The sequence below is a fragment of the Streptomyces hoynatensis genome (assembly GCF_003626535.1).
GTDB lineage: Bacteria > Actinomycetota > Actinomycetes > Streptomycetales > Streptomycetaceae > Streptomyces > Streptomyces hoynatensis.
In genome coordinates this window covers 35,452-47,012 of the sequence record NZ_RBAL01000024.1, presented here as the reverse complement: position 1 = coordinate 47,012, position 11,561 = coordinate 35,452, and the positions used below count along the sequence as shown (strand labels likewise).

Here is an 11,561-nt window from a genome sequence, read left to right as displayed (position 1 = left end):
TCATAACGATGAAGGCACGATTCGCCGCGGGTCCGCCGCGGCGGCCCTCGGATGCGGGTCGAGGGTGGCGGCCGGCAGGTCGCGCACCACCTCTCCCTCGCTGGTCAGCAGCATGTCCGAGTGACCGCGGGCGAAGTCGGCGCCGTGGCGCTGGGCGAGGAAGTCCCGTATGTCGGCGAGGAGCTGATCCGCCTCGGTGCCCTCGGGGCGGGCGTCGGTGACCACGACGACCAGGGGCAGGCCCTGCGGGTCGAGCGACACGCATATCCACTGCACCCCGCGGGCCGCCCGCCCGGCCGAACTTCCCGCGCGGGCCCGGAATTCCCCGGCGAGCGCGGTGCCGGCGTCCTCCATCCGGTCGGCTATCGGCTCCCAGGCCGCCTTCCGTTCGGCCTCCCGGCCCGACCGATAGCCGATCACGGCGGCGAGTGCGACGAGGCTGACCGCGAGTAAGAGTCCCAGCGACTTCATAGCCGGGGAGCATCCCACATCACGCCTGGCCTTTTGTATGTTTACGGCCGGACTGGGCCCCGCTTTTCCGTGTGTGTGCACTTCCCGTCCGTGGCCCTTCCCCCGGCCGTGCCCACCCGCCCCCTGCGCCCGGCCCCGGCGCACCCGTCCCGCGGCCCCGGCGTACGCGCCCTCCCGCCCGCCCCGGCGTGCGCGCCCGTCCCGCCCCCGGCCGTACGCCTGCGCGCCGGGGCCGGGGCCGGGACCGGAGCCGGGGCCGGAGCCGGGGCCGGGGGCTGGAGGCCCGGGGCCTCACCGCAGCATCGCGAGGACCGTCTCCACGGTGTCCGCCTCGCCGGCGGGCTTGTCCTCGCGGTAGCGCAGCACCCGCGCGAAGCGGAGGGTGACGCCCGCGGGGTAGCGGGTCGAGCGCTGCACGCCGTCGAGGGCGATCTCCACGACCAGTTCCGGACGCACCCGCACCACGTGGCCGTCGTCCGCGACGGCCAGCTCGCGCAGCCGGCCGGTCTGCCAGTCGAGCAGCGCGTCCGTGAGCCCCTTGAAGGTCTTGCCGAGCATCGCGAAGGAGCCGTCCGCCCGCCTGGCGCCCAGGTGCAGGTTCGACAGCCTGCCGGTGCGCCGCCCGTGGCCCCACTCGGCGGCCAGCACCACCAGGTCGAGCGTGTGCACCGGCTTCACCTTCAGCCAGGAGGCGCCGCGCCGCCCCGCCCGGTAGGGGGCGTTCAGCGCCTTCACCAGCACGCCCTCGTGCCCGGCGGCCAGCACCTCCGCGGCGAAGCGTTCGGCCGCCCGCCTGGCCGCCGCGTCGGCCGGGTCCTCGACGAGCACCCGCCTGACCCGCCGCGGGCCCGGGGCGATCGCGGCCAGCGCGGCGTGCCGCTCCGCGGTGGGCGCCTCCAGCAGGTCGCGGTCGCCGATCAGCAGCGCGTCGAAGAAGACCGGGGTGAGCGGCAGCGTCCCCTGGAGCGAGCCGACCCGGCCCGAGGTCTCCTGGAACGGCCGGGGCCGCCCCGCCTCGTCCAGCGCGATCAGCTCCCCGTCCAGCACGGCCCGTTCCGCCGCGAGTTCCAGCGCCGCGGCCCGCACCTCGGGCAGCCGTTCGGTGATCTCGTCCAGGGTCCTGGTGTAGATCCGCACCCGGTCGCCCTCCCGGTGCACCTGCGCCCTGATGCCGTCGAGCTTCTCCTCCACGGCGCAGGGGCCCGCCCTCTCCAGCGCCTCGCCGAGGTCCTTCGCGCTCTGCGCCAGCATCGGCAGCACCGGCCTGCCCACGGTCAGCGTGAACTCCGCCAGCGCCGCGGGCCCGTCCGCGAGCAGGGCGCGGGCCACCGCGCCGAGCGAGCCGCCCAGCATCACCGCGCGCCGCACCTCCTCGGGCGCGGCCCCCGAGGCGGCGGCCAGGCCCTCCACGGCGAAGGCGTCCAGGGCGCCCTGCCGCAGCTCGCCGCCGATCAGCCGCACCAGGAAGTCCTGCTCCTCCGCGGTGGCCTCGGCGAGCAACGCGCGCAGCAGCCGCCGCCGTTCCGCTCCCGCGCCCTGGCCGAAGACCCCGGCGATCCGGCTCAGGGCCAGGTCGGTGCCCAGCACGGTCAGCCGCGCGGCGGGGCTCGGCGGCGGGCGCTCGGCCAGGGCGCGCGGGCCCACCCCGAGCCGCCGCTGCGGCAGCCGGCCGGCCAGGTAGGTGATGACGACCGGCGCCTCGGCGGGCCCGGTGGCCCCGAACAGCCGGGCCAGCGCGGCCACCTTGGCCGACCGCGCGGCCGTGGCCGCCACCTCCCGCGAGGTCAGCGCGACGTCGGCGAGCAGCATGCCCCCATGGTCGCCCCGCGCTCGCGCGGGGGCACCCCGGCCGGCGGCCCGGCACGGCCTGGGCGGCGGGCGTTCAGCGCAGCAGGTTGAGGCTGGAGACGACGGTGAACAGCAGCACGAGGCGCTCGAAGCGGGCCTGGTCGACGTGCCTGATGCCGATCCGGCCGAGCAGCCCGCCGACGATCACGGCGGGGATCAGCGCGGCGTTGAGGCCAAGGGAGCCCCCGTCGATCAGGCCGAGGCTCGCGCTGAAGGGCACCTTGAAGAGGTTGACGATGAAGAAGAACCAGGCGGTGGTCCCCAGGAAGCGCAGCTTCGGGTACCCGGCGGCCAGCAGGTACAGCGACATGACGGCGCCCCCCGCGTTGGCCACCATGGTGGTGAAGCCCGCGAGCAGCCCGAAGACCAGGGCGCGGGTGCGTCCCGAGCCCACCCGGGCCGGGCGCCGCCGCTGCCACAGGTGCACCGCGACGACCGCGAGCAGCAGCCCGCCGATGGTGCGCCGCATCACCGTGTCGTCCACCCAGGCGACGAAGCCGACGCCGATCAGCACGCCGGCGGCCACGGAGGGGAAGAGCCGCAGCAGCGCCGCCCAGTCCACGTGCCTGCGGTAGGCGCCGACGGCCATCAGGTCGCCGGTGATGAGCAGGGGCAGCAGGGCGCCGCTCGACTCCCTGGCGGGCAGCACGGCGGCGAAGAGGGCCACGCTGATGGAGGCGACCCCGCCGATGGAGGTCTTGGCCAGTCCGACGAGGAGTGCGCCGAGGGCGAGCACTGTCCAGTCCGCGCCGCTCAGCCCCTCGATCACCCGTGCGAGATTACGCCACCCGGGCGAAACCGGCCGTGGTGCATCTCTCATCCGGGGCGCGGGACCTGGCGTTTCGCGCCGGGCGGCCCGGCCGCGGGGAACGCCGCGCGCCCGCGGGGAACTCTGCGCCCGTCGCCGTCCGTGAGAGGGATGTGACGACCGAACGGGCCCCCGGCTCCGATCCCGCCCCCGGCTCCGCCTCTGCCTCTCCGGCCTCCGGCGCGGGTGCTCCCGGCTCCGGCGCGGGTGCTCCCGGCTCCGGCTCGGGTACCCCCGGCTCCGGTGTCCCCGCCCCCGCCCCCGCGCCCACCGCCGCCGTCTCCGGCCCGCCCCCGCCGCGCCGGCGCCTGCCCCGGCTGCCGGGACTGCGCCCGTCCCGGCTGCGGCTGCCCCGGCCGCGGCTGCCGAGGACGGTGCGCGGCCGGCGGCTGGCCGTGCAGCTGTGCATGGCGGCCGCGGTGCTGGCCACCCTGCCCTCGGCCTGGGTGTACACGAGCACGGAGGGCCGGGTGCGGACGGTGGAGAACGCGCCGCACGCGCCGGTGGCCGTGGTCTTCGGGGCGGGCCTGCGGGCGGACGGCGAGCCGAGCGGCTGGCTGGCGCACCGCCTGGACGCCGCCGCCGAGCTCTACCACGACGGCCGGGTCCGCGCCCTCCTGGTCACCGGGGACAACAGCCGCGAGGGCTACAACGAGCCGGAGGCGATGCGCCGTTACCTGGTGGCCGAGCGGGGCGTCCCGGCCGCGCACGTGGTCGCCGACTACGCCGGCTTCAACACCTGGAACTCCTGCGCCCGCGCGCACGACGTCTTCGGGGTGACCCGCGCGCTGCTGGTCTCGCAGGAGTTCCACGTGCGCCGGGCGCTCGCGCTGTGCGAGGCCGCGGGCATCGAGGCGTGGGGCGTGGGCGTCCACGAGTGGCGCAGCCCGCTGTGGATCTACAGCGGGCTGCGCGAGATGGCGGCCTCCTTCACGGCGGCCTGGGACGCGGCGTTCACGCCGGAACCGCAGTTCGACGGGCCGCCGGAGAGCGGCCTGCGGGAGATCCTGGACGGCGGCGCCGAGGGGGCGGACGAGGCGGGGTGAGGCGGGCCGGGCGCGGTGCGGCGTCCACGCGGCCGGGAAACCTGCGGTGGACGCGTGGAGTTCACCCCTCGGACGTCTGTTCGCGATATGGCGTTGGGGGTGCCGGGCTACAAGTGCACGACACCCCCCGGACCGCGAACGGAACCATGGCCACTTCCACGGAAGCCCCGCCCGCCGGCGCCCCCGCCTCGCCGCCCCGAGCGCCGCAGCGGCGTGAGCACAGGTTCGACGTCGACCTGTTGCGGCTGGTCGCCTCCTGCTCGGTGATCCTCAGCCACGTCTCGGCCACCTTCATCCACGCCGTGGACACCCGCGAGGCCAACGGTGCCGGCGCCTACTGGGTCGGGATGGCGGGCGACGCGGCGGGCTCCTTCGCCGTCCCCGTCTTCTTCGCCATCGCCGGCTGGGCCGTCCTCGTCGGGGCCCCGCCCCGCGACGGCGCGCGGCTGTGGCGGCGGCTGACCCGCAATCTCGTCCCGCTCTTCGTCTGGACCGCCGCCTACCTCGCCTGGGCCTGGCTGCGCGGCACGAACGAGAAGCCGATGACCGACCTGGCGGTGGACGCCGGCTTCGGCACCGTCCAGCCCGCGTACCACCTGTGGTTCATGTACCCGTACCTGGTCATCGTGGCCCTGCTCGGCTTCGTCGTGCTGATCAGGCAGGGGCAACGGCCCTGGGGAATGGGCCTGTTGCTGCTCGGGGTGGCCGCGCTGCCCACCGCCCTGACCACGCTCGGGGAGCTGACCGACCGCGGGACGCCGGCCGTGGGCTGGGGCTTCTCCACCTACGCCGTCGTCTACGCCGTCGGCGGCGCCCTGCTGCTCTCGCTGCCCGGGCGGCTCGCTCCCGGGTGGCGCCGGCTGCTGCTCGCCCTCGCCCCGCTCGCCGTGGCCGGAATCCTCTGGTACGACACGCAGATCCACTACGTCATACCCAACGCCCACCTCTTCGTCGGCGCCCTGACGCTGTGCGTGGCCCTGCCCCTGGTGCGGATCGAGGTGCCCCGGCGCCTGCGCCCCACCGTCCAGCGGGTCGCGTCCGCGGCGCTCGGCGCGTACCTGGTGCACGTGTTCTTCGTCGAGGAACTGGTGCGCCCGCTGGTCTCGGCCGACCTGAGCGGCCCGGCCTGCCTGGCGCTGCTGGTGGGGATGCTCGCGGTCACCGTCGTGCTGTCCTACGGCGTCAGCCTCCTGTGGGGCCGCCTGGGCCTGCGCCGCATCCTCGGCTGAACCCGCGCCGCCCCCGCGCCCTCCCCGCGCCTTCTCCGCGCCTTCTCCGCAACGGCCTTGCGCCCGCCCGTCGTTGACCGCGGCAGTCCGTCGTTGATCGCACGCGCCTGCCGTTGATCGCACGCGCCCGCCCGTCGCTGGCCGCGCCCGCCCGCCGTCGACCGCGGCAGCCGACCGGGGCCGCTTCCGTCCGTGGGCAGGCGCGGCCGGGTGCCTGCCCTGGCCGGGCGCCGGGGCGGCGGCTACCTGCGGGTGGCGCGGCGCTTGACGTTCCGGGCGATGCGCAGGGCCGTCCGGCCGCCGGGCAGTTGCCGGGTGAGGTTCGCCGCGAACCCGCCGGGCAGCGCGAGCGCGGTCAGCCGCCCCCGCTTGAAGTAGCGGGCGGCCTCGGCCTGCCCGTGCGCGCCCAGCCAGGACTCGGCCTCCGGCCGCAGGCCCGGGTGCAGCTTCGGCTGCATGCAGTAGCCCACGGCCCGCAGCAGCGGCGCCAGCTCCGCGGCCGCCTCCGGCCGTCGCGTGACCACCTCGCCGCCCCGCCGCTCCAGGAGATCGGGCACCAGGGCGTCGACGAGGGTCAGCGGCACCCGGTTGCTGTTCTGGTAGGGCACGATCCGCTCCAGCAGGAGGCCGGTCCCCACCCGCGCGATCGGCAGCCCGTAGAGCGCGGAGGCCGTCAGCAGCGCCGTGGAGAAGCAGCCCACCACCAGCTGCGGCGCCACCCGCGCGAAGAGCGTCTCGGCGAGCATCGGCGAGTCCAGGACGGTGAGGCTCACCCCCTCGTCCGCCGCCGCCTTCTCCAGCGCCTTCGAGTACTGGGCGGGCGCGGTGGGGTGCGGCTTGAAGACGATCGTGCGGCACCCGGCCGCCGCCGCCCCCCGCAGCATCCGCTCGTGCAGCTCCTCCTCCTCGCGCGCGCTGATCAGGTTCAGCGCCGCGAGGTACTGGCCGAGCAGCACGGCCGTGCCCTCGCCCCCCGCCACCGGCGCGTCCTCCTCGGCGCGGCCGTACTGCGCGGTGATCTCGTCCAGGACGGCGCGGAACGCCTCGGCCGGCACCACCTCGGCCGGCGTGTCGTACTCGGCCAGCAGCAGCGGGCGCAGCCCGGGCACCAGGTCCGGGTGCAGCAGCCGCCGCACCCGGCAGCCGGTGGGCCACGGCAGCCGCTCCCGGGTGGGCCCGTAGACCATCAGGCCGTCGGCGTAGACGTGGATGTCGGCGTCGGCGAAGATCGCGGCCAGCGTCGCCGCGGGCTTGGCGTGGGCCGACTCCACCACCAGGTCGAAGGGCCCCTCCCCGATCCCCCACGCCTCGCGCAGCAGCCGCTGCCACAGCACCTCGTCGCCCTCCTGGGGCGCCCACTGGCTCGGGTGGTACGGGGAGATGGTCTCGTTCCAGCTCAGCACCCGGTCGAAACGGGCCGCCACCCGGTCCCAGCCGGCCATCTCCTCCACCTGCGCGGAGGTTTCCGGAATCCCGGCGTTGTTGCACACCAGGAGCAGCCGCCTGGCCTCCTCGGCCGGGCCGAACTGCCCGGCGTCCACGGCGGCGGCGAGGGTGGCCGCCCCGTACAGCGTGGAGACCTCGAAGATCTGCGTGCGCCGCTCGCTCATGCTCAGGCCGCCGCCTTCCGGGTCGTGCGTCCCACCAGCCGCCGCAGCACCCGGCCGCGGTCTCCCATGGCGGTGAGCGTCTGGTCGAGGAGCCCGGCCGGCATCCGCCGCAGCGCCGCCGCCGCCTCCTGCCGCAGCCGGCGCGCGGCCTGCGCCTCGTAGCGCGAGGCGTTGCCCACGTGGAAGGCGATCATCGCGCAGTAGGTCCGCACGATCTTGGGCAGCAGGCGCTCCGCGTCCCGGTCGGCGCGCACCTCCGCCATGATCTGCTCGTGCGCAGGGAGGAAGTCGAGCTGGCGGGCGTCCGTGATCTGCGTGAGCGAGGTGCCCACCCCGCGCCGGTAGAAGACCCCGAACAGTCCCACCGCGGCGAAGGAACGCGCCCGCAGGTGCAACTGCCAGCCGAACACCCGGTCCTCGGCGGTGCGCAGCCGCTCGTCGAAGCGGAGCCCCTCGTCGAAGACGCGGCGATGGTAGATCCCGGCCCAGACGAAGGGGTAGTCCACCATCGTCTTCGCGTTCGCGGGGAGGATGCCCTCGCGGGGGTCGAGCACCGCCTCCCGCCGCCTGGCCGGGGCCCGCACCACCTCGCGGTTCCTGCCGGTCGCCTGGACGTGGTCGGTGCGCACGAAGTCGACGCCCAGCCGGTCGATCGCCGCCACCAGCCGGTCCAGGTAGCCGGGCGCGTACCAGTCGTCGCCGTCCAGGAACGTCAGGTACTCGCCCCTGGCCGCCTCGATGCCGGTGTTGCGGGCGGCGGAGATGCCCCGGTTCGTCTCGTGCGCGAGCAGGCGCCCGCCGGGCAGCCCCGGCAGGGCCCGGCCGATGAGCTCGGCGGTGGCGTCGGTGGAGTGGTCGTCGACCAGCAGGAACTCGGTGGCGGGACCGGCGTTTCTGACCAGGCTGCGCAGCGTGTTGAGCGCATAGTCCTGCACGTTGTGGCAGGCGACGATCACGGAGAGCTTCGGGGCGTTCTGCTTGTCAGGCACCAGGGGTCCAGAGACGGCGATCGGGATGAACGCGAGGGTAAACAGCGGGTGATCAGTACAGGGTACGAGCGAGTGACCTGAGGGTGAACGCTGAACGTACGCTCCGTGATCCGGCGCTTGCCGGCGGGCGAGCGCGGCGCCCGGTCCCGGGAGGCGGGGCGGGGCGCCCGGTGTCACGCTGGCCTGGGGGCCGCGGCCCGGGCCCCCGAGGAACCGCGAGGAGCAGCACCATGATCACCACCGACTTCCTCCCCGGCTCCCCCTGCTGGCTGGATCTCGGCTGCCCCGAGGTCAGCGCCGGCGCCGCCTTCTACCGGTCGGTCTTCGGCTGGGACTTCCGCTCCTCGGGACCGGACGCCACCGGCTACGGCGTCTTCCAGCTGGAGGGCGCGACGGTCGCCGCCCTCGGCCCGCTGACCGAACGGGGCGCGCGGTCCGCCTGGATGATCTACTTCCGGGTGCCGGACGCGCGGGCGAGCGCCGAGGCCGTCGAGCGGCTCGGCGGCAGCGTCAGGGTCGCCCCGGTGGACGCGGGAGGCTGGGGCAGGATGGGGCAGTTCACCGACCCGCTCGGCGCCGAGTTCGCGGTGTGGCAGCCGGGCCGGAGCCTGGGCCTCGAACTGGTCGACCAGCCGGGCTCGCTGAGCTGGGTCGAGCTGTACACCACCGACGGCGAGGCGGCCAGGCGCTTCTACGGCGAGCTGTTCGGCTGGCAGATCCACGACATTCCGCTCCCGGGCGGCACGGGGGCGTACGCGCTGATCAGCCCGGCCGGCGCGGGACAGGAGCGGATGCAGGGCGGGATGATGCAGCTCCCGGCGGACAGCCTCGCCCGCACCGGGGGCCGCCCGTACTGGCACCCGGTCTTCGCCGTCGCGAACTGCGACGAGACGGTGACCCGCGTCGCCCGCGGCGGGGGCAGCGTGCAGCTCGGCCCCGAGGACGCCGAGGGCGTGGGCCGCCTGGCCGTCTGCCTCGACCCCTACGCGGCGGATTTCGTTGTCCTCGCCCCCGCCCCCTGACGCCCCCGCGCGCCGGGGCCCGTGGGTTCACGCAGGCGGCGGGGCGGCCGGCAGGCGAGGGCGCGTACGCGGCGGACGCGCCGGGGCGTGGGCGCGGGGGGCGGTCACCGGGGCCAGGTGAGGGTGATGCCGGAGTTTTCCGGCAGGGGGTGCCAGCGGGCGGCGAAGGCGTCGAGCCTGGCCACGATGCGTTCGGCCAGCCGCGCGTCCTCCCCGGCCAGGGGGGCGGGCGCCGAGGCGCGGTGGCCCGCCCTGAGTTCCCACAGCGCCCGGCAGGCGCCGGCCAGCGACTCGGAGCGCGCCATCTGCGCGTGGTCCGCCGCGGTGAGCCGGCGCCTGGCCTCGCGGCGGAACTCCCGGCGGCGCAGGGCCGGGTCGGCCGGCCAGAACACGTTGAGGCCCCCGGCGGCGATCCGGCCGAACACGCCGCGGGTCAGCCCCGCCTCGGCCTCGACCAGGAAGTGGACCGCGTCGTGCGGCAGGTGGTCGTCGTAGCCGGGGCCCTGTCTCGGGGCCAGTTCCGGACCGCGTTCCCGCACCACCCGCATGAGGTAGCGGCGGCCTGCGGCCTTGGTGAAGGTCACGTCCACGGGGACACGGTAGGTTCCGCGCCGGGGGGCGCGCACGGCGTTTTCTGCCCTTTCGCCCCTGCGGCGCGTGCGCCCCTGCCCCGGCGCCCGGGCGCGGCGTACGCTCCCGCGCCCGGCTCCCGCGCCCCGCGCCGGGACGAGGCGGGCGCCCCTGCGGCCCGGGTTCCTCAGCGCGGGCGGAAACCGTCGAAGGTGATGGCCAGAACGCGGGCGCGCACCTCGTCCGGCCAGGGGTCGCGTTCCGCGCCCAGGCACAGGCCGCCCAGGATGGCCAGCAGTTCCGCCATGCCCAGGTCCGCTCTGACCGCCCCCGCGCGCTGCGCCCGGCCGAGCAGCGCCGCGATCGCCTCCCGCATCGCCTCCGCGACCGAGGAGGCCCCCGCCTTCGGGTCGATCCCCGCCGCGGCCAGCACGTCCACCATCGCCTTCTTCCGCGCGGACTCCGCCACCAGCGCCGCGAAGAAGCCGAAGAACGCCTCTCCCGGGTCCGGAGCCTCGCGCAGCGCGGCCGCGTGCGCGATCATCCGCCGCGCGCGGTTCGCCAGGATCGCCTGGAACAGCGCCTCCCGGGTGGGGAAGTGCCGGTAGATCGTGCCGAGTCCGAGGTTCGCCTCCCGCGCGATGGCCCGCATCGAGGCCCCGACCCCCTGCGCCGCGAGGACCGCCTCGGCCGCGTCGAGCACCCGGGCGCGATTGCGCCTCGCGTCTGCGCGCAGCGGCCGTGCCTCCTGGGTCACCGAGCCTCCCTGCCTGACCGATTGACGACCGGAACGATTGTTCCGTATCGTGCCTTGCCGAGCCAACCGGAACGCTTGATCCGATTCAAGCCGCCGGCTCCCCCCGCACCGGGGGGAAGGCCGGGGGAGGAGGCAACGCCCATGAGCCCCGCAGACAGCACGGCCGACGCGCCCCGCCCCGCATACCGAAGGCTCGGCGACTCGGGCCTCAAGGTGTCCCCCGCCTGCCTCGGCACCATGAACTTCGGCCCGCCGGGAACCGCGGGGGTCGGCTGCTGCGACGAGGCGGAGGCCACGCGCCTCGTGCACGCCTTCCTCGACGCCGGGCACAACATCGTCGACACCGCCAACGGCTACACGGACGGCGAGTCCGAACGCATCCTCGGGCGCGCGCTCAAGGGCCGCCGCGAGGAGGTGGTCCTCGCCACGAAGGCGTTCCTCCCGCAGGGGCCGGGCCCCAACGACCGCGGGCTCTCCCGGGCCCACCTCACCCGCGCGCTGGACGCCAGCCTGCGGCGGCTTGGCACCGACCACGTCGACCTCTACCAGTGCCACCAGTGGGACGCGGAGACCCCGATCGAGGAGACGATGGCCACCCTCGACGGGTTCGTGCGCGCCGGAAAGGTGCGTTACCTCGGCTGTTCCAACTTCACCGCCGCCCAGATCGTCGAGGCCCAGTGGGCGGCCGAGCGGGTCGGCGGCACCCGGTTCGTCGCCCTCCAGCCGCCCTACTCGCTGCTGGACCGCGGCATCGAGGAGGAGATCCTGCCGACCTGCGAGCGGCACGGACTCGGCACGCTGGTGTACTCGCCGCTCGGCAGCGGGCTGCTCACCGGCAGGTACGCCCCCGGGACCGACCCGGAGCCCGACTCGCGCTTCGGCCGGCTCTTCCGCTCCGGCCTGGCGGGCGCCAGGAACTGGGCGCAGAACTTCTTCACCGAGCGCAACTTCCGCATCGCCGACGGGGTCGCCGCGGTCGCCAGGGAACTGGGCACCACCCCGGCGTCCGTCGCCCTCGCCTGGGCCGGGCGGCGGCCCGGCGTCACCTCCGTCATCATCGGCCCCCGCTCCACCGCCCAACTCACCGAAAACCTCCGGGCCCTGAGCCTCGACCTGCCCCCCGACGCCCTCACCGCCCTGGACACCCTCTCCACACCCGACCACCCCTGACCCCACCCGGCCCGCCCGGCCCGCCCGGCCTGGCCCCACCC

General features: G+C 75.7%; 11 protein-coding genes. 4 read left to right on the top strand and 7 right to left on the bottom strand.

Annotated features, from left to right (window positions below; translation table 11 throughout):
- The 3 genes from D7294_RS27620 to D7294_RS27610 form a co-directional block, all read right to left on the bottom strand.
- A complete protein-coding gene (locus tag D7294_RS27620) occupies positions 1-471 on the bottom strand; it encodes a hypothetical protein (RefSeq protein WP_120684525.1) in 471 nt (156 codons plus the stop codon).
- 291 nt (positions 472-762) lie between these two features.
- Positions 763-2,280 carry an ATP-dependent DNA ligase gene (locus D7294_RS27615; RefSeq protein ID WP_120684524.1) on the bottom strand — a complete coding sequence of 506 codons (1,518 nt, stop codon included), beginning with the start codon at positions 2,278-2,280 and terminating at the stop codon, positions 763-765.
- A 73-nt stretch (positions 2,281-2,353) separates the two neighbouring features.
- On the bottom strand, positions 2,354-3,088 hold the full coding sequence (locus tag D7294_RS27610) for a sulfite exporter TauE/SafE family protein (RefSeq protein WP_241562668.1): 735 nt from the start codon (positions 3,086-3,088) through the stop codon (positions 2,354-2,356).
- A gap of 152 nt (positions 3,089-3,240) precedes the next feature.
- Between D7294_RS27610 and D7294_RS27605 the strand changes: the two genes are divergently transcribed.
- A complete protein-coding gene (locus D7294_RS27605; RefSeq protein ID WP_338325699.1) occupies positions 3,241-4,173 on the top strand; it encodes a SanA/YdcF family protein in 933 nt (310 codons plus the stop codon).
- Between the two features lie 146 nt (positions 4,174-4,319).
- Positions 4,320-5,402, top strand: coding sequence for an acyltransferase (locus tag D7294_RS27600; RefSeq protein ID WP_120684522.1), 1,083 nt, complete (start codon positions 4,320-4,322; stop codon positions 5,400-5,402).
- Positions 5,403-5,644: 242 nt separating this feature from the next.
- Here the strand turns inward: D7294_RS27600 and D7294_RS27595 are convergent, their stop codons facing one another.
- Together D7294_RS27595 and D7294_RS27590 are read right to left on the bottom strand one after the other, a co-directional pair.
- Positions 5,645-7,012: a polysialyltransferase family glycosyltransferase gene (locus tag D7294_RS27595; protein ID WP_120684521.1), complete on the bottom strand. Its 1,368-nt coding sequence runs from the start codon at positions 7,010-7,012 to the stop codon at positions 5,645-5,647.
- A gap of 2 nt (positions 7,013-7,014) precedes the next feature.
- Positions 7,015-8,004, bottom strand: a complete 990-nt coding sequence (locus D7294_RS27590; protein WP_422070750.1) for a glycosyltransferase family 2 protein — start codon at positions 8,002-8,004, stop codon at positions 7,015-7,017.
- Positions 8,005-8,231: 227 nt separating this feature from the next.
- Between D7294_RS27590 and D7294_RS27585 the strand changes: the two genes are divergently transcribed.
- Positions 8,232-9,023: a VOC family protein gene (locus D7294_RS27585; protein ID WP_120684519.1), complete on the top strand. Its 792-nt coding sequence runs from the start codon at positions 8,232-8,234 to the stop codon at positions 9,021-9,023.
- Positions 9,024-9,127: 104 nt separating this feature from the next.
- Here the strand turns inward: D7294_RS27585 and D7294_RS27580 are convergent, their stop codons facing one another.
- Positions 9,128-9,613 (bottom strand): hypothetical protein, encoded by a 486-nt coding sequence (locus D7294_RS27580; protein WP_120684518.1) that lies wholly within the window; start codon positions 9,611-9,613, stop codon positions 9,128-9,130.
- 167 nt (positions 9,614-9,780) lie between these two features.
- A complete protein-coding gene (locus D7294_RS27575) occupies positions 9,781-10,350 on the bottom strand; it encodes a TetR/AcrR family transcriptional regulator (RefSeq protein ID WP_120684517.1) in 570 nt (189 codons plus the stop codon).
- 141 nt (positions 10,351-10,491) lie between these two features.
- On the opposite strand from D7294_RS27575, the gene D7294_RS27570 reads away from it, so the two are divergent.
- Positions 10,492-11,520, top strand: coding sequence for an aldo/keto reductase (locus D7294_RS27570; protein WP_120684516.1), 1,029 nt, complete (start codon positions 10,492-10,494; stop codon positions 11,518-11,520).
- The last annotated feature ends 41 nt before the right edge of the window (positions 11,521-11,561 follow it).

What these genes read in the sequence shown, in the direction of transcription:
- D7294_RS27595 (WP_120684521.1), bottom strand. Translation starts at nt 7,012, where the DNA reads ATGAGCGAGCGGCGCACGCAGATCTTCGAGGTCTCCACGCTGTACGGG.
- D7294_RS27570 (WP_120684516.1), top strand. Translation starts at nt 10,492, where the DNA reads ATGAGCCCCGCAGACAGCACGGCCGACGCGCCCCGCCCCGCATACCGA.
- D7294_RS27600 (WP_120684522.1), top strand. Translation starts at nt 4,320, where the DNA reads ATGGCCACTTCCACGGAAGCCCCGCCCGCCGGCGCCCCCGCCTCGCCG.
- D7294_RS27620 (WP_120684525.1), bottom strand. Translation starts at nt 471, where the DNA reads ATGAAGTCGCTGGGACTCTTACTCGCGGTCAGCCTCGTCGCACTCGCC.
- D7294_RS27615 (WP_120684524.1), bottom strand. Translation starts at nt 2,280, where the DNA reads ATGCTGCTCGCCGACGTCGCGCTGACCTCGCGGGAGGTGGCGGCCACG.
- D7294_RS27585 (WP_120684519.1), top strand. Translation starts at nt 8,232, where the DNA reads ATGATCACCACCGACTTCCTCCCCGGCTCCCCCTGCTGGCTGGATCTC.